The sequence below is a fragment of the Shewanella sp. UCD-KL21 genome, assembly GCF_001957135.1.
GTDB lineage: Bacteria > Pseudomonadota > Gammaproteobacteria > Enterobacterales > Shewanellaceae > Shewanella.
In genome coordinates, this window is the sequence record NZ_MPHK01000011.1 from 1 (window position 1) to 18,754 (window position 18,754).

Consider the following 18,754-nt stretch of genomic DNA (forward strand, 5'->3'; position numbering starts at 1 on the left):
CGCCCGCCGTTGCCGATGTCAACGATGCGCCGGTTGCAGGCTCAACCTCATACACAGTTAACGAAGATGGCCAAATCACCATTAGCTCTGAGCAATTGCTTGCAAACTCTAGCGATGTGGACGGCACGGTTTCACTTGATAGTGTGAGTTACTCAGGCACCGACGGTGTATTAATTACCAATGACGATGGCTCAGTGACCTTCTCACCAAACGAGAACTTCAATGGCGACATTAGCCTTGATGTAGTGGTTATCGATGATGATGGCGCTACTGCTGAAACCACTGCTGGCATCACCACGCTGGCGGTTAATGACGTGCCAGTGGTTGATGGTAATGTCGCTTACTCAGTGGATGAAGACGGCTCTATTACCTTAAGCCAAGAGCAATTACTGGCTAATGCCAGTGACATCGATGGTGACAACCTAAGCGCTGAAAACCTCAGCGTCGGCGATAATGCCACAGTCGTAGCTAACCCAGATGGCAGCTTCACCATTACCCCAGATGCGGACTTTAATGGCGATTTAGACTTAAGCTTTGATGTCTCAGATGGCACTACTACCGTGGCAACAGGTGTTGACTTAACCGTTAACCCAATCAACGATGCCGCAGTAGCACCTGACGTCGCATTCGAGATGAATGAAGACGGCGTTATCATCATTACCGATGAGCAGCTACTGGCTGGCGCCAGCGATATCGATGGCGATGACCTATCAATTGATACGGTCACTTACACTGGCACCGACGGGGTGCTGACCGACAACGGTGACGGCACCCATAGCTTTGCGCCAAATGAGAACTTCAATGGCGATGTAGCGCTTGAATTTGGTGTCAGCGATGGCACAGTAGTGACCCCAGCCAACATTGATATCGCGGTTGCTGATGTTAATGATGCACCGGTTGCAGGCAGTACAAGTTACACAGTCAACGAAGATGGCCAAATCACCATCAGCGCTGAGCAGCTACTTGCAAACTCTAGTGATGTGGATGGCACAGTCAGCCTAGACTCAGTGTCATATTCTGGCACCGACGGTATCCTGATTCAAAACCAAGATGGCTCTGTGACCTTCTCGCCAAACGAGAACTTCAACGGTGACATCAGCTTAGATGTGGTGGTTATCGATGATGATGGCGCTACTGCTGAAACCACCGCAGGCATCACCACACTGGCGGTTAATGACGCCCCTGTAGTTGATGGTAACGTCGCTTACACTATGGATGAAGATGGTGTTATTACGGTCACGCAAGAGCAGTTACTGGCGAATGCTAGTGACATCGATGGTGATGAGTTAACTGCTAGCAATTTAGCTGTTAATGGTAATGGTAGTGTGGTTGATAACGGTAATGGCACATTCTCTATTACACCAGATCCAGATTACAACGGCGATTTAGGGCTAACCTTTGATGTTTCAGATGGTGAAGCAACCGTTTCTGCTGCAATGGATCTAACAGTAAATCCAATTAACGATTTACCGACTGCACCTACTATTAACCTAGAAGGTACAGAAGACGTCAGCATAACCATTAACCCTGAGTATATCCTGTCACAGGCAAGTGATATCGATGGTGATAATCTGACGTTAGATAATCTATCGGTTCGTCAACCTGCTAACTCATCACTAACACAAAATCAGGACGGTACTTATAACCTCATTACTCCAGAGCACTTCAATGGCTTAATAGAATTAAGTTATACCATTTCTGATGAAACAGGAGAGGAAGTTGAAGGTGAATTGGCAATGGATATCATCCCAGTTGATGATTCACCATTCCAAAATGGTAATGCGCATCTGACTATTCAAGAAGATGGCGATATTACCTTTAGCGAAGCTGATCTATTAGCGTTATTCGGTGATGTTGACAGCTCATTAACCATTTCGAAAGTGGTTACTGCAGACGGCGAGGAGGCTGACGGCAGTATTACTGACAATGGCGATGGAACCTGGACCTTTAGCCCGACAGATGATTTTGCTGGTACCGCAGGGTTGCAGATCGTCGCAACAGATGGAAATACTGAAGCAACAGTCGACTTACCTATTTATATTCGACCTGTAGCTGACGGTACAGTTATTACCACAGCTCATGAAGGGCCACTTGTTTTTGCTGAAGATAGCATGGGGCATTTTTCACTCAATGTTGAAATGCTTGATGCATCAGAAACAATGGAAAGCCTTGTGATGACAGGTTACCCAGTAGGCTTCGTTGTGAGTGATGGCACCAATACCATCACCATCACTGAAGAGGGGCAGGTTGTTGATATAACCCAATGGAACCTTGATGATTTATCAATGACGCCTCCAGAGGACTACAACGGTAATTTCTTTGTCACAGTGTCTTCAGTTACGTTAGATGTCGGCGATGAAAGTTCAGTAGAGGATGACAGTCCATTATTGACCGATGTGCCACAAGAAGAAGCATTTGCCATGAATGATGATGGTTACGTACTTTTAGAGGCCAGCGATTTATTGGAATCTCAAGGTTTAGATCCAGAGGCAGTTAATGTTGAAAGTGTGAGTTATTCAGGTGAAGAAGGGGTATTGATAGACAACGATAATGAGACATGGACATTCTGGTCAGATCCTGATTATCAAGGACCGGTAACTGTCGATTTTACCGTAGATGACGGATCATCTCATACTGTTGATTTTGAAATATCGGCAATAAACACTGAGGCATCGGCAGATAATATTGCCGAGGCAAGTATCGAAGCGCCAGCTGCAACAATCGTAACGGTTGAAGAGTTACTTGAAAATGTAGAAGGCATTGAAGGAGATAATTTAACTATTTCAAACGTGCAGGCAGAAAATGCCGTGGTTACCGACTTACTTGATGGTAGTTATAGCGTGGAGCAAGATACTGATTTAGAGAGCGCATTAGACTTAACTTACAGTGTCAGTAATGGCACGGATACCGTCGATAGCTCAATAACCCTTGGCTCTGCAGCAGGAAATGAATCTGAAAATTATGACTATACAGCAGCACCTGGTGGCAGTGTAAATGTGTCCATACCAACAGATATCAGCTCAAACAGTGAAGTTGACCATGTGATTATTTCTGGTTTACCAGAAGGTGTTTCACCTCAGTCAGGTATAGAGCAAGGAGACAGTGAATACCTCATCGCAGGTGACTTATGTCAACCTGTCAAACTCGAGATACCAGAGAGCTTTACCGGTGATATTAATATGGACATGAGTGGTGTAAATAGCATGGATCAACCAATTGATGGAGCTTCAACGTCTATTAGCATTGACGTTGATGCCTCTTATGAAATGGATGGCTCAAGTGCTGATACGCAACAATTAACCACAGGTTCTGATGATAGTAATGCAGGAGATTGGACTTCAGGTGATAACACCGATCTCGGTATTGACGTTATGGATGACAGCGCCAGCTTTGATGATAGCGCTCATACAACAACAGAGGATGACACAACGACATTGGTTGACTCAATATAAACCACGATTAAATATTTACAGTGATAAGACGTTAAAGTGCAGGTATCTTTATAAAATATATGTTTTTTATAGAGATATCTGGATTTTAAACTAAAGTTATTATTAGGGATTATTAAATCGTAATTACACAGTACCTAAGTCGCCAATTTAGGTGGTGTTAACCAAGTCAATATGAGTTTTAACTATGATAAATATAACTGCGTTAAGTGACATGTTTGATGGTGATATAGAGTGCGTAAAAGAGCTATTAGGCTTGTATTTAGAGTGCAATGCCGATGCAGCAACAACCATTGAGGCGCATTATAGTACTCAAGATACAGAGGCGCTTTTTCATGTTTTTCATACCTTATCAGGTTCTTTGTCTAACTTGTGCGAAGAAGATGCTGTTCCATTGATTAGGGAGGCCGAGGGGATAAGTAAAAGGGGCGAAATGCCAAGCAGGCAGCAAATAGATGTAATACAGCAACACCTATCAAAAATAGCTGAGCAGGTTAGCCTTTCCGTTTAAAAAATTTATTTCATTGACATAACATGGTAGTGATGGAGATAAATGAAAGGTAAAGATAATCTTGAGCAAAATTTTGAAGACATCATCGAGGAGTCTATTAACAGTGTTCATTCTGATAGCTCTAGCGTATTAATTGCTAAAAATAGCAGTAATAGTTCACAAAAAGTTTCCTCGGTTGCATTTGTCTTTTTCTTTATTTTACTGATATGGGGCTCACAAGCAGAGCTTGAAATTACTGTGGCCACAAGAGGGGAAATACTTCTAAACTCTGATATCGAAAAAGTGCAACACTTAGAAGGAGGGATCCTTGAAAAACTCTATGTCGTCCCTGGCGATATTGTTTACAAAGGCCAAAAAATTGCACAATTAAGATCTAAAGATAAGGTTGGTGATCTTGCTGTTAATCTTTTTGAAATCAATCAGCTTAGGATTGAGCTGATAAAATACGAATCTTTAATATCCCAACAAGAACCCGACTTTTCAGCCTTTAAAGACTATCCACAAACTCTCAAAATACAGCAAGAGCAATGGCGAGAAGAAAATAGCAAAAATGTAACCAGTGATGATTTAATGGAACATGATATTGCCCATAAAACGGTGATCATCGACTCCATGAAACAGCGAATACTTTCTTCTACAGCCCAGTTAAACATAATTAAAAAGCAACTCGCCATAAAAGAGCAATTGTATAAAGAAGAAATGGCGTCATATACCGACGTGCTTAATATGCAAGTGCAAGAAATGAATATGCTGCGTGAAATTGAAAATTTAGAGGAGTCAGTAGTTAATGAAGGTTTTTTATTAACTCGTCTCACCAAGCAACAGGAAAACACCAAATTTATTAGGGATAGCGAATATCGAATCAAGGTCGTTGCGCTAGACAAAGAGCTATCAATAAAATCAAAAATGCTGCCATCGATTTCAGATAAAGTGGATCGTTTGTTTGTTTATTCACCGGTAGACGGTACAGTAGATAAGCTTAATTATAATTATATCTCCGCCATTATATCGCCAGGGGATAGCATTGCTGATATCACGCCGTTAAATAATGCTTTGCGAGCTGAGATAAAAATAGCCCGCAAAGACATAGGTTTTATCGTTAAAGGCCAAAAAGTAAAACTAAAGCTTGATGCCTATAATTTTGCTAAATACGGTGTTATCGATGCGGTGATTTCATCTATTTCGAGAGGATCATACGAAGAAAAAGAAGAAGAATTTTTTCTAGCCGAACTCACAATCAATAAAAATTATCTAGAAAATAAAGGGGTTAAGTACCACTTAGCACCATATATGGAATTTACTGCAGATGTAAAAACAGGCAGTAGAAAAATTATTGATTATGCTCTTAAACCTATAATGGCTGCGTTAGAAGAGTCGTTTAATGAGCGTTAAACATGAATGTAAAATATAATAATAATGCGCTAAAAATTAAAATTGCTTTTGCTATTGTGCTGATATTAACTCTCGGCCAGGTGGTTTATTCACTAAAAAATACCGTTTCTGGTCAGAAACCTGCCGTCACGGCTAATCAAGATGCACTCATTAATACCTCAAACAATATCGTCGATCAACTGGAAATATTAAATGCCACCCTCTCTTTATGCGAAGTAGGGCGCTCACCATGTAATAAGGCTCAAATTTCTGTTTTGACGCAGCAAATTGCTAAAGACGTACAGTCTTTCATTTCTATGGCATCTACTGAAAAAAAACTTATATCCCTTGCTGGTCTGTTAAAGTTTGACTACGTTAACTTATATGTAAAAAAGTATAATGATCATAAAGATATCAATACATTAAAACTTGATATCGCAGGCAGTTTAGCAGAAGTAAGTGATATTTCAGCTAACCTAAATAAAAAATTAGCCGCTGATATAAAGCAAAATTCACAATCTCAAATGGCGATATTTTTTGCCATCAATATCGTCACCCTCGGTTTTTTTGTGTTTGGCTGGTACCTGATAAGAAAGCAAATTCGATACACAGTAAAAGAAAAGAGCAGATTATCGCAGTCGTTTCATCATATTTTAGATGACGTTAAAACCCTCAATCATAGCTCTCTCAAGCATCGCTTATCAGATATTGACTCAAGCTCAGATGAAAAAAAAATCTACTCCATGCTGCTGTTTAGTTTTGAAAAGTTAGAGCAGCAAATGAGTAAAACTGACTTATACCAAAGGCTGTATAACTTATTAGGTTATGAAATTAGAGGCATAACGAACACCATCCACGGGGGCATTGATCTACTGGTCAATAAAGAGAATGTTCAAGAGGTTTTACAGGCCAAAGAGATCACCACCGCGACCAGAACATTAGAAAACCTTGCTGAAAATTTTAATTTACTTTCAACAGTAGAGTCATCCTCTAGCACTAAGCTGGTAGATTTTTACAATTTAATCAGTGAATTAGTAGTACTACTGTCAACAAAGTCTAAGCAACAAAATAAACTTATAGAATGTTACGTCGCAAATACTATTCCCTTATCCTTTTACGGTCATCATACGGGGTTATTTTGGCTTTTGCTGATGCAAATTTCCGAAACAATTTCCAGTTCTAACTGTCGTAACGTACTGTTTTCTTTAAGTTGCAGCTCGGCAACAAGGGTTGAGAAGTTACAGATTAATATTGATCTATACCTCTATGATCAAGACATACCCTCCATGGAGCATATCGAAAATTTAGCTTGGGGTGTCGTACCTAAAAAAGACATAACCAACAAGGCCTTGGTTAAAACATTACTCAATCAAATAAAAAAATATCATGTCATTCAAAAAAATATTGATGACATATCAAGAGTGCGGATCTCCTTTGATGTTACCCCAGTTGATTATCAGACTGAAAATAATCAGCTCTACGGCAGAACGCTGCTGATTTGTGGTGCATCCTATATGCAAGTTGATGTGATTGAACAAATGCTAACAGATCAAGGGGCTAAAGTGATTATTGCCCGCACCGGCAATGAGTTGTTTCAATCTATAAAAGAGCTTTCACCCCAAGATGGCATCATCTTAACCAATACTATTCAGGGGGTAAATTTACAGTCATTTTGTAAAATATTAAAGGCGAGGCTGAATAAGAAAGTGATCAAAATATTCTTGTCGTTATCATCCTCAAATATCGACGAGAAGCTCTACGAACATGTTGATCATGTCTTTTATCACCCTTGTCCACCCAGTGATTTTATCGCCCATATTGTTGAGCATATAAATAAAGACGAAGACGCAGCGGTAGATGAAAAATCAGAAAAAATATTAATCGTTGAAGATGATAGGTTGCAGCAATTTATCTTGAAGAAAATACTCACCGATTTAGGTTTTGATTGTGATACGGCTAATGATGGTAAAGAAGCCATTGAGTCCGTCAAAGTGGGCGATTATAAAACGGTGTTTATGGATTGTATTATGCCTAATCTTGATGGTTTAGAGGCGACATCAAGGATCAGACAGAGTGACAATGAAAATAATCTTCCTGACAGGGTCATCATCGGCGCGACCGCTTTAACCAGTAACGATGAACATCAAAAATGTATCAGTGCGGGCATGGATTATGTCATCCATAAGCCCTATAAAAAAGATGAGATTTTTAATGTATTAAGAAAGTATCTAGCAATTAATAAGGCGAATAAATGAAGATTATTAAATTTGCTTTAATACTGTTGTTTATTGTTAATGCTGCTCCTACAAGGGCATCAGAGCTATCTTTGTTAATTGATCAGGCATTGAGGAATAATTATCAGATTATCAGTTCTGAATTTGAATTAGTGTCTTCAGAATATGATCTACAAAAAGGGACTTCGCCTTTTTTACCAACCGTGAATATTCAGGCAAATTCCACCTGGAATGAATCTAAAACCACCTATCCTAACCCTGATGACGGTAGTCGTACCGATAATGACTATAACAGTAATGGTTACAGCTTATCCTTGTCACAGGTATTACTGGATTACTCTATCGTATATGACTACGACTTGAGCAAGTTAGACTTACAAATAAATGAAATAAAACATAATAAAATTCTCAATGATATTATCATCAAGGTGGTTGAAAATTATTTCTCTTATTTAAAATTCAAAGCGCAACATAAAGCCACCAAAGCTGAGCTAAAGTCATCTCAAGCACGTCTAGAGCAAATTAGTCGAAACAATGAGCTGGGTAATGTGGCCAAAACAGATGTTTATGAGGCCTATGCGAAGAAGGAGCAAAATGCAAAAAGCTTGGCTAGCATTGAAAAAGACATCCGAATTTCCCTAATCAAGCTCAATTCTACAACCCAAACAAAGCTCGAACCTAAATTTGATATCCAATTAAATCAGCATTATCAACAGATCCCATCAAGAAGAAAAAGTAAGCTTAAAAAAAACTTAGCCCATAAAAACTACGACATTATTATTTCACAATACAATATCAAAAAATCAGAAACCACATTGGATAAAACCAAATCAGGCTTTTACCCCACCATTTCAGCGTCGGCTAATTATAATGTCAATGATAGCAATAATAATGTTGAAACCTATAGCGATGATATCAGCTACTCTTTAAATATAAATGTTCCCATTATGAGTGGTGGTTCCACTTATTATGAATATCAAAAAAATAAGAATAAAATATTCCAGAGTATCGCTAACCATAGACAATCAATTGATGACGCGGGAGTTGAATTTGATGAGTTGATTTATCAAATTAATGACAATGTCACATCAATTAATTTGTTGCGTAAAATTATTATATCGAACTACTCAGTTTATAAAGGAACGCAAAAAGCTTATAAAATCGGTACTAAAACATTAACGGATTTACTTTCTTCAGAGTCAAATTTATACAACAGTATTCGTGATTTTTATTCTAATCAATATGATTACATCATCAATATGACTAAGTTTGACGCCTTACTCGGCCCAGTTGACCTTAATATTCTTAGCGCATTATCAAATAGTATGGTGCCGATACAGAATAATTTTGATCTGGAAGTGCTTGAAAAGTTAAAAAAGGAAGCTGATGAATAAATTATCCTATATTCCTAAGCTGTCGATAATCGACTTAGTTTTTCTATTCACTTCAAGTATTCTGACGACCTTACTTGGGTTGGTGCTACCATTTGCAATTTTGATTATCTTTGACCGGGTACTGCCAAATCAAGCAACTTCCACCTTGTACTTTATCTATTCAATTATTTTAATTGCGATAATTTTAGATTACAAAGTGAAAGCATTAGAAGAAACCCTTATTGCTGATATTGGTAATAAGTTTGAAAGAAAAATCACCAATCAACTGTTTCAGGCGGTATGTCATGCCAATATCACCCGTTTTAAAAAGCTTGAAGTCGGTGAATACTTAGAACGACTCAATACAATCCCCAGCTTAAAGTCCTATTTTAGTGGTGACTTAGTGTCATCTTTTATCAATATATTTACTTGTATTGTGACCATAGTCGTACTGGCGGTCATTAATCTAAATACCGGTATTATCATCAGTGTGGCGTCATTGTTTCTATTTATTATTGCTAATTTTTCAACAAGTAAAAAAGTGCAGCTATTAGAAACTAAGTCGACTATTGAGGGCATTACAAACTCTAAAATAATCGAAATTGTGTCGTACCCACTGGATATTAAAAGTCGCACCATGGAATACCGAGTTGAAAACTTGATGAATAACATGATCGAACAACGAGAGCATTTCAGTACAAAATTTGAAAGACAGGAATCAAATTTTGCCTTAATTCTTTCTTTGGTACAGCAGCTTTCAGTGGCGGTAGTGGTAATTAATGGTGCCCTTAGCGTGATCGCAACAGAAATGAGCCAAGGGGTAATGGCGGCTATTATTTTATTAACTAACCGCTATTTTGGCCCGTATCAGCAAGCGATGAGAACCATGGGGCAATGGAAAATCAATAAAATTTACATTGATCGCTTGAATGAAATGTTGCTGATGGAAAATACCAATAAAGCGGCTTGCACCTCGTCTGAGTCTGCTGCCGAGCCAGAGCCTAGCGCCCGTTCTGATTCAAGTGTGTTGGCCAGTGATAAAGCTAACGAAGCGTTATTAGCCTACAACGGTAGGATCCCCAAGATAATTTTTAATAATCGAGAAATCTCTTTTACTAAGGGAAAAATAACCCTACTAAAAGGCAAGTCGGGTAGTGGTAAAACCCGGTTAATTGAGCGCATTGTACAAAAATCTCAAGAAGACAATATCGATGCTAACCTTGTTGTAACTATAGATAAAAACAGCAGTTTTATTGAAGGGACTATCATAGATAATATCACTTGTTTTAGGCCGCAATTACATAAGGCGGCATATTCTCTTTGTGAAGCGTTATCAATAAAAGAAGATATCGACCAACTCAAACTCGGTTTTTTTACTGAGCTCAGTAGCGGTGATAGTAAAGTCTTTTCTCGTCAGGTTTCTTTTTTATTACTTATTGTAAGAGCACTATTAAATAACAAGTTGGTGATTATTATTGATGACTTTGATCTTGTTTACGATCAAGAAGTGGCGATTAATTTGCTCTCTTGTTTGAGGCCCCGCACCGGAAAATACTCCTTTGTCATAGTGAGTAATAAAATCACCAATACTGACACCATGGTTGAAACGATTACATTGGGTTAAAAAATGGATACTTTAATAGCATTTGATGAGCTTAACGAAAGACTAGAGCACTTTAAACATGGTGAGTATCAGCAGCGCTTTGAACAAACGCCATTATTAAATGGCATAGCCTATGCGTTGATTGCATTAGAGTGGGAAGGGACCCCCAGTATTTTATCCGATGTCTTTATTCATCATGACAACCACCTTAGCGCATTTAAAGCTACATTAACCAGAGTTGGCTATGAGTGTCTAAGCATTGATATAAAAAGAAAAGATCAATTACACCAGGTCACATGTCCGGCCTTTATTTCGCTAAAACATCAAAATTACATTTTACTCAGTTATAACGATAAAACCTGCTTCTTATATGATTATGAAAATGACAATATTTTCGAGTATGTGTTTGATCCCAGCGGCGAGTTTGTCGCATCGATTTGTTACATATCAAGTTACTCTCGGTTATTTCGAGAGCCGCCGCCAGAGTCTCAAGATAAAAAGAATTGGATTAAATATTCGTTTTATCGATATAACGCAGAATTTAAAGATCTCATTAAACAGAGTTTAGGGATCAACTTATTGGGCGCCCTGCAGCCTTTTTTTATTATGAGTGTATACAATTTTGCTTTAAGTGCAGGCTCGATTTCTACTTTATTGTGGCTTTCAGCAGGGGCTGTGATGGTCGCTTTTTTCGAATATATTTTGAAAAAGCAGCGTATGGAAATTCTAGCAACCTCAGGCAAGGAGCTCTCTTGTTATATTTCTTACAGTGTGTTGTCTAAACTGCTGTGGCTGCCCTATGCGATGACATCAAGTGCCGGTACCTCTTCACAGTTAGCCAGACTCAAAGATATCGACCAATTTAGGCAGTTAGTGACAGCAGAATCAAGCTTAAGCTACTTTGACTTACCTTTTATTTTTATTTTTATCATTGCCATTGTCATCATGTCTGGCACCGCGGCAATAACCGTAATATCCGGTATTTTAGTCATGGTGGGCTTTTGTGTGTATGGCCGCTACATCTATGCCAAATCGGCTTCCCAAAGCTCCAGAGCCAATGCGATGGTTTCTTATCAGTGGAATGAAATATTATCCAATACCTCATCAATTCAAGGGTTACCCCTAATCTCGGTATTAAAATCACGTTTTAATTCAGCGTTAATACAAAGATTAAGCGATTCACACCAAGTGAGTACCACTAACAACAAAGTGCAGAGTATGGGTGGCAGCTTAATTCAAATTATCGGCATAACCAGTATTGTCACCGCAGTGTCAGGGGTGATGGAAGGCACGACAGATGCAGGGGCTATGTTGGCCATTATTATCTTAGTGTGGAAGGCCTTAACGCCAATTATGGGCATTTATAATTCCTTAGCCAAAATCGATACTATTAAGGCTTCAACGGGGCAAATTAATGCGCTAATGTCACTGGATGACGATCGGAATAAAATGGAGAAAAGCTCGCCATTAAATCAATTTCAGGGACAGTTAGAAGTTACCGGGCTAACCCATCGTTATGCGGGGCTTTCAAAAGGGTTAACTAACTTATCTTTTCGTGTTGGCAAAGGTCAGAAAGTGTCAGTTTGTGCGCCTTCTGGGGTAGGTAAAACCACTTTAATGAACCTTTTAGGGGGGATTGAAACCCGTTTTCAAGGTCAAATCACGTTAGATAATTATAATATTACCCAGTTTAATAGCTTCAAATATAGAAATAGCATCTGCTATATCCCCTTTGATTTTCATTTATACCAAGGGTCAATTCTGGCTAATTATCGGCTTTATAATGGCTATGTTGATGAAGACCATATCGATAAAATGATCAGCTTTTTTCATTTAGAAAAATACTTGCCAGAAGGTAAGGCAACACTGATCACCAGCGGATTAATCAAAAGCTTACCAGATGGTATTTTAAGAAAAATAAAGCTCATGATTGGTATTGGTAGTTGTCAGCAAAAATTTCTTATTATTGATGAGCCGTTTGTCGGCTCAGAAAAAGAAAATAGCCATTATTTAACTTCGCTTTTTTCTAGCTATTTAAAGAAATGCACAGTGATCTATACCAGCAATGAAAAGGCCATGGTGGCAACATCAGATCTGTGTTTACTGCTGGATGAAGAGGGAGCGCAGAAGTTTTTTGGTACACCTGATAAGGTCTTATCAGCGGCTTCTAAAATATTATATTAAAGGCAGTAATCCGTTATTGATGGGATCCACTTTTGCTGGCTGGAGTTGTATCTGTACTTTTAGTATTTACGATTTTATTATCCGTACTTTTAGCCTCTGTACTTTGAGCGTCGCTATAAATAAAGCGCAGCCAAAACACAAATAGTCGTCATCAAATAAATTTAGTGAGTTTTTCTACCAGAATTTCGCGTCTAAAGGGCTTAGGTAAATAATCGTTCATGCCCACATCGTAACATTTTTGAATATCATCATCTAAAATCGAAGCGGTTAAGGCTATGATCACCACAGGCTCTGAGCCTTCTACCTTTTCAAAAGCGCGTATGGCCTCAGTGGCTTCAAAGCCTGTCATAACCGGCATCATACAATCCATCAGTATCAATTCGATGTTTTTATGGTGACGTTTGTATATTTCTAGGGCTTCGCCACCATGGTTGGCAATTTTGTAATTAATCCCTAATTTTTTTAAGTTAATTTCAACGACCTTTTGATTAATTTTATTATCTTCCACCAACAAAATAAGCTTGTCACTCGTCATCGACGCTGGAGTTGTTTCAATATCTGGATCAGCTAATCTTGTGACGGTTTTCAGTAATGTGTCTAACCTAAGCCCCAGTAGTGGGATTGTGATGTAGCCTGAAACAGCCTCGCCAAAGTCATCCTTGCTATCACTGTTATGACGAGATAGCACCACTGGCAAGTTGGGGTAAGCTTTAGTTATGTTAATGATATCAGAGGCTTTAGTTGTGGGAGTTTGCTTGATCAGTAATACTGCACTGTCTGATATTGATTCAGGCAGCTCATCTAAGGCCTTAACTAAGATGACAGGGTAGTTAAATTCATCCAAATTTTGCAGTAACAGGGTTTCATGCTCGTTAGCACAATAATAAATGGTTTGAGCTGGCTTAGCTGGGGCGGTATGGGCCTGCTTGTCTAAAATTAAATTGAAATAAAACTCTGAGCCGACTCCTTTAGTTGAGTTGATTTCTATTTTACTGCCCATCATTTGAACCATTTTGGCTGAAATAGCCAGCCCTAAGCCTGTGCCACCAAACTCAGTAGAGGTGCTATTGCTTTCTTGTTTAAATTCTTCAAATACCTGACTTTGTTTGTCTTCATCTATTCCAATACCTGTATCTCTTACTGAGAAATATAAATTAACCTTATGCTCTTGGGCGCTTTTTAACGGCAGTTGTCGCAAGGTAAATTGCACTGAGCCAGAGTTGGTAAACTTAATCGCATTTGATGCCAAATTCATCAAAATTTGTCTTAGCTTTTGCTCATCGGCGCGGATAAGCGTCGGTATTTGTGCATCCATATCGATACGTAATTCGATATCTTTTTGCTGTGCTTTAGGGGCGATAAGGGCTGCTGTATCGTAGATAACTTCTTTTATGGCGCAGGTGTGAACATTAATATCAAACTTGCCCGATTCAATTTTGGAGAGGTCTAAAATATCATTGATAAGCATTAATAGCGTTTGAGAGGATGCATTAATCGTCGCTAAATAGTCTTTTTGCATGGCGTTTAAATTAGAGTCTGTGAGGATCTCTGTCATGCCAATAATGCCATTTAACGGAGTACGTATTTCGTGGGACATATTCGCGAGAAAAGAGCTTTTAGCCCTATTGGCCTTTATTTCATCTTGCTTAGCGTCAATCAGCTCTTCTTCAAGTTTATGGCTGGCAATGTTGACCGTAAATAAGGTGATAAAGATAAGTAAGCATAATAATAAGGCCAGCAGATAGTCATACAATAAGTAATTTTTAATTTTCTCATCTATCATGCTTGGAAGTTGATTAAATAACGCATCAAGCTCCTTTTCAACCTGTATAATCGAGGCGCGAAGCTCACCTTGTAGCCCGGATTTATAGTCGTAGCCAAGCTTTTGATGTGCCGTCTGTAGCGAAAAAAATGTGTTTTTATAGGCTGTTAAATGGCGGGTAACGGATTTATCAATATTATCTCGGCCCAGAAGTGAGCCAAGCACGTCAAATTGCTGCGTAATTTGCTCAAGCTGCTTTGGGTCAAAGTGAGTGAAAAACTCGAAAGTCTGCTGCTGAATATCAAGCAGTATCTGGTTTAATTCAGCATCATGCAGCTGCAAAGCATGTTGCTCAAAAGCCAGCTCCGCAAGCCTTAATCTGCTTTGATCACCAGCTTCAAGACCATCTCCGTAAATCAAAAAGGTTTGCTTACTCAGTTCGTTAAAGGTGTTGGTATAGCGGGCGACACTCTTGATACTGTCAAGGCCGTTAAAGTCGATTTGTAAGTCATGGGATATCAATATGCTATTGATATCTAGCAGTTGTTGTTCTAATAATCTTTCGCTGCTATTAAGTTGGTTGATGTATTGCTCTTCACGTCTTAGGATAAAATCTTTTTCTAATCGCCGAAGTTGTAAAAGGGTATTGGAGGCAAGCGATATCTGATTTTGAAACACTCCGAGCTGGTGTCGCTGTTGAATAGTTTTTTGATTGGCGATTAAAAAAAGTATCAGAATAATAAATATTGAAACCGCACCAGCAGCCATTAACTGCTTAAGATTAAGTCGTGCAAAAGTTTTCATATCCATAAACCTTTAGTAGTCCATTATCATTGCCAATCCCATCTAATAACTATAGTTGTAAACCATATAAATTGTAGAAAACACACAGAAAAATATAAATAAAACACTGATGAAATCAAGCCATAAGATAAGCTTATCAGTCACAATAAAAATAAATTGCAGCAGGTTTATCTTACTCATAGCTGCATTGTTTCAGGCTGACATGGGTAAGGCTTGAATATAATGAAAAACCTTGCCGTTTTAGGGGAAGCACATAGCGTGATACAGATTGCTAAAGAGCACGAAAAACCAATATTAATTGCAGTTAAACCGCGGAGTTTTTGGGTTTCTCTGGTATTTTAGTCACAATTTTTTGGCCAGTATTCTGGCTTTAGCTGTTTTGGGAATATGCAGACATGAATAGCATCGATCTATTTGTAAAAAACTGGGGCAGTAAAAATGCCATGGTGCCAATAAAGAGTCAGTTTATCGCTGAACTTGAGGCAAAACTGACGGCAGTGCTGCCTGACTCATATAAGTATTTAATCTCAACCTATGGTTTGGTGCACACCCCTAATGTATTGACTAAAATTTGCGATTTAGGTGTCGATATTTCAGAAGTACAGGACTTTTTAAGCCTTGACGATGTGGCATTACTGTCCAACTTATATGAAATGAGCGGCATGCCCAAAGGGCATATTTTGTTTGCCTCTGATTGTAAGGGCAACATGTTTTGCTTTAAGCAAAGCGAGTGTCAAACTCAGCAGCAAGATGTAGCGGTGTGGTTTTATAACCAAGGCTTAGGGACGGTTGAAAAGGTATCTAATTCGTTCAGTCAGTGGTTACAGCAATTCAATGATCTATAAATAGCCAATAAAAGCAGGTCTTTATTCAGCAGGGATTTACTTGGGTAGTACTTTATTGTTGTTGGTTTTCAGTAAAGCTACTGCTTTACATTAGTGGTATAGCAAATGTATGTTGATGTTAAGGTTTGCTTGAAAATTAAACAGTTTAGGCCTTGGGTTTAATTCTGCTGACACGATGAAGGGGTGGTTGTGGACATAAAATTGAATATCAAACTATCTACATTCTGTGTAACTCAATTCTCATTAGTCACCCTGTTGGTTCTTTTAGGCGGAGCTGCCTATATTTATGCTCATATCACTGGGCATGAATATGTATTGGGTTTCTTACCGTTATTTGATGTTGGTAATGAGCAAAGCTTTCCGACGTATTTCTCGGTATTAAATTTATTATTAGCTTCCATGTTGTTTTTTGTTTTATATCTATATGAAAAAAACAATAATCAAAAAGGCTTTAATTATTGGTTATATTTGGGTGTACTATTTTTATTATTATCCTGTGATGAGAGCGTAGGGGGACACGAAAAGTTTTCAAATATTCATGATTACCTTGCTGCTAACGACATCATTCCGCCCTTGATCAGCTCACACACATGGTTACCCTTTGGAGTGTTGTTTGTGTTAGTTGTAGGCGTCTCGCTAGTGCCATTTTTAAGATCATTATCAAAGCAAAGCGCTTTTTATTTTGTACTTCAGGGGGGATTTTTCTTACCGGGGCTGTTGGTTTTGAATATTTAGGCGCTGTGATGTTAGAGCACGGATTAGTCGATTCAAAGGCTGACTTATTGTACAAACTGCGGCGTGTATTTGAAGAGGCGTTTGAAATGTATGGCATCGCAATATTAAACTGTGCGTTATATCGTGAGATGCTTAATAGAAAACTTTGTTTGGTGATTCATCGCTTAGAATCATAAGCTATAAACTTCGCCGCAGAGTTGCACAGACTTTACCGGATTATAGTAAGAGAACGGTGAAAGCTGATTGTTCGCTATAAGATTTTCCCTTCATTCAAGTCACAAGAGCGTACTGCTAAACCCCAAGCGCTAAATTTTACTATCACCCAAGTTACGACTATAACTTAACTAGTCGACTCTAATGGGTGAGCCTGCCAATAACGTTTAGGGAAGTTTAAACATGAAAATGCAGATATTTTCTCAGGCTAAAAGTCTCACCGGTTTCTTCTTTATTCTCTATTTTTTACCCCTTGCTTTATTGCTTTATTGCTATTTGTTATCCTCGCCAGTACAACTATGGATTTACCTTTTGGCATTTTTACCCGTGATCTCGCCGCGACGGCAGAAGTGAATCCTTTAACTGGGGTGACATCAAATGTTGGCGCTTTATTGTGGGCAGCTGCTGCAACCATATGCTTTTTAGCTTGGGAGGTTTTTCGTCATCAGCCTAAAGAAAAGTGGTTTGCTGCATTTATGTTGTGTTCAGGCCTATTAACCTCGCTGCTATTATGTGACGACTTTTTTATGCTGCATGATTATATTTTTCCGCGTTATTTAGATATCAAAGAGAAGTTTTTTCTACTGGCTTACTTGAGTTTAATGTTGTGCTGGGTGGTGGTTTTCAGAAAGTGCATCCTTAATACCGAGTATCTTATTCTGCTGCTCGCCTTTGTTTTTTTGGGCTTGTCAGTGTTGGTAGATCAATTTCAAACTCCAATTGAGGCATTTATTGGTGACTCACGTATTTTGTTTGAGGATGGCTTTAAGCTGATTGGTATTGTTAGTTGGCTTGGCTATTTTTTTAAATGCTGTTTATTGAAAATGAACGAAAATATACTCGAGTAAGGGGGTTAATTAATTTCTTTGGCAGATTGGATTGATCTCTTAAAGTGTATGCAATACGCCATTTTTACCAGCAGCTAACGTCGGCGCTTTAGGCTAAAACTAGCACCAACACCTAGGCTGAAAACTAGCACTAAACCTTAGCACTAAACATTAGCACTAAACCTTAGTGCTAATATAAAGTCTCAACGCGCTCTCTCAACGTGTGCTCTCAAAAGTCATTCTCAAAACTCATTCTCAAAGCTGGAAGTAAAGCTAATTGAGCTTTGCCAAGCTATAACCTTGCTCAATCAATAGTCCTATTTATTGAGTCTAAGCCCTCTAATATCGTCATTTTAGCCTACAATTTATCAGTGCCCTTTAGGGCGAGTGGCGTGATATTTCTTCGATAATAAACTCGCTGTTAAATATTAAGCGCCAATGTGATTCACATGAATCAAAGCAAGGATATAGTTTATGAGTAATTCACTGTATGAACGACTTGGCGGCAGTGCTGGCATTGAGAGTATTGCAAATGACTTGGTCGATTTGCATATGGCCAACCCGACAATAGCCCCAAGATTTGCCAAATCAGATCCCGTAGCGCTAAAAAATGCCGCGGCAACATTTTTCATTGCAGGAACTGGCGGCCCAAGTGTGTATAAAGGCAAAGATATGCTCTCGGTACATAAAGGCATGAACATATCGGCGGCTGAATTTATGGCGGTACTGGATGATGCATTGCAGGCATTTGAGATGAATAACATCAGCCAGCGGGATCAAGAACAAGCGCTGTATATTTTGTACAGCATGCGCTCTGATATCGTGTTGGTTTAGCTTGTTATT

12 protein-coding genes are annotated in these 18,754 nt (G+C 38.8%); 11 read left to right on the plus strand and 1 reads right to left on the minus strand.

Annotated features, from left to right (window positions below; all coding sequences use genetic code 11):
• The 7 genes from BM739_RS11265 to BM739_RS11295 all read left to right on the plus strand — a co-directional run.
• On the plus strand, positions 1-3,452 hold a 3,452-nt coding region (locus BM739_RS11265; protein ID WP_076540674.1), incomplete at its 5' end, for a tandem-95 repeat protein.
• A gap of 184 nt (positions 3,453-3,636) precedes the next feature.
• The gene (locus BM739_RS11270; protein ID WP_076540676.1) at positions 3,637-3,960 is read left to right on the plus strand and encodes an Hpt domain-containing protein; all 324 of its coding nucleotides are present in this window, start codon (positions 3,637-3,639) and stop codon (positions 3,958-3,960) included.
• 42 nt (positions 3,961-4,002) lie between these two features.
• On the plus strand, positions 4,003-5,352 hold the full coding sequence (locus BM739_RS11275; protein ID WP_076540678.1) for an HlyD family type I secretion periplasmic adaptor subunit: 1,350 nt from the start codon (positions 4,003-4,005) through the stop codon (positions 5,350-5,352).
• Positions 5,353-5,354: 2 nt separating this feature from the next.
• Positions 5,355-7,586 (plus strand): response regulator, encoded by a 2,232-nt coding sequence (locus BM739_RS11280; RefSeq protein ID WP_076540679.1) that lies wholly within the window; start codon positions 5,355-5,357, stop codon positions 7,584-7,586.
• Positions 7,583-8,959 carry a TolC family protein gene (locus BM739_RS11285; RefSeq protein WP_076540681.1) on the plus strand — a complete coding sequence of 459 codons (1,377 nt, stop codon included), beginning with the start codon at positions 7,583-7,585 and terminating at the stop codon, positions 8,957-8,959. Before BM739_RS11280 ends, BM739_RS11285 begins: the two co-directional genes overlap by 4 nt.
• The gene (locus BM739_RS11290) at positions 8,952-10,562 is read left to right on the plus strand and encodes an ABC transporter transmembrane domain-containing protein (RefSeq protein ID WP_217697841.1); all 1,611 of its coding nucleotides are present in this window, start codon (positions 8,952-8,954) and stop codon (positions 10,560-10,562) included. Before BM739_RS11285 ends, BM739_RS11290 begins: the two co-directional genes overlap by 8 nt.
• 3 nt (positions 10,563-10,565) lie before the next feature.
• Positions 10,566-12,725, plus strand: a complete 2,160-nt coding sequence (locus BM739_RS11295; RefSeq protein WP_076540684.1) for an ATP-binding cassette domain-containing protein — start codon at positions 10,566-10,568, stop codon at positions 12,723-12,725.
• Between the two features lie 151 nt (positions 12,726-12,876).
• Here BM739_RS11295 and BM739_RS11300 read toward each other — a convergent pair whose 3' ends face one another.
• Positions 12,877-15,291, minus strand: a complete 2,415-nt coding sequence (locus tag BM739_RS11300; RefSeq protein ID WP_076540685.1) for an ATP-binding protein — start codon at positions 15,289-15,291, stop codon at positions 12,877-12,879.
• A gap of 395 nt (positions 15,292-15,686) precedes the next feature.
• Here BM739_RS11300 and BM739_RS11305 point away from each other — a divergent pair, with 395 nt between their 5' ends.
• The 4 genes from BM739_RS11305 (at position 15,687) to BM739_RS11320 (ending at position 18,745) form a co-directional block, all read left to right on the plus strand.
• On the plus strand, positions 15,687-16,136 hold the full coding sequence (locus BM739_RS11305) for an SMI1/KNR4 family protein (RefSeq protein ID WP_076540687.1): 450 nt from the start codon (positions 15,687-15,689) through the stop codon (positions 16,134-16,136).
• A 189-nt stretch (positions 16,137-16,325) separates the two neighbouring features.
• Complete coding sequence (locus BM739_RS11310; RefSeq protein WP_076540689.1) at positions 16,326-16,871, plus strand: hypothetical protein; 546 nt, start codon at positions 16,326-16,328, stop codon at positions 16,869-16,871.
• Positions 16,872-17,383: 512 nt separating this feature from the next.
• Positions 17,384-17,932: a hypothetical protein gene (locus BM739_RS11315; RefSeq protein ID WP_083698136.1), complete on the plus strand. Its 549-nt coding sequence runs from the start codon at positions 17,384-17,386 to the stop codon at positions 17,930-17,932.
• Between the two features lie 453 nt (positions 17,933-18,385).
• Positions 18,386-18,745, plus strand: coding sequence for a group 1 truncated hemoglobin (locus BM739_RS11320; protein WP_076540690.1), 360 nt, complete (start codon positions 18,386-18,388; stop codon positions 18,743-18,745).
• Positions 18,746-18,754: the final 9 nt, after the last annotated feature.

Coding starts and splice junctions, on each gene's coding strand:
- BM739_RS11270 (WP_076540676.1), top strand. CDS start 3,637: ATGATAAATATAACTGCGTTAAGTGACATGTTTGATGGTGATATAGAG.
- BM739_RS11275 (WP_076540678.1), top strand. CDS start 4,003: ATGAAAGGTAAAGATAATCTTGAGCAAAATTTTGAAGACATCATCGAG.
- BM739_RS11280 (WP_076540679.1), top strand. CDS start 5,355: ATGAATGTAAAATATAATAATAATGCGCTAAAAATTAAAATTGCTTTT.
- BM739_RS11285 (WP_076540681.1), top strand. CDS start 7,583: ATGAAGATTATTAAATTTGCTTTAATACTGTTGTTTATTGTTAATGCT.
- BM739_RS11290 (WP_217697841.1), top strand. CDS start 8,952: ATGAATAAATTATCCTATATTCCTAAGCTGTCGATAATCGACTTAGTT.
- BM739_RS11295 (WP_076540684.1), top strand. CDS start 10,566: ATGGATACTTTAATAGCATTTGATGAGCTTAACGAAAGACTAGAGCAC.
- BM739_RS11300 (WP_076540685.1), bottom strand. CDS start 15,291: ATGAAAACTTTTGCACGACTTAATCTTAAGCAGTTAATGGCTGCTGGT.
- BM739_RS11305 (WP_076540687.1), top strand. CDS start 15,687: ATGAATAGCATCGATCTATTTGTAAAAAACTGGGGCAGTAAAAATGCC.
- BM739_RS11315 (WP_083698136.1), top strand. CDS start 17,384: ATGGATTTACCTTTTGGCATTTTTACCCGTGATCTCGCCGCGACGGCA.
- BM739_RS11320 (WP_076540690.1), top strand. CDS start 18,386: ATGAGTAATTCACTGTATGAACGACTTGGCGGCAGTGCTGGCATTGAG.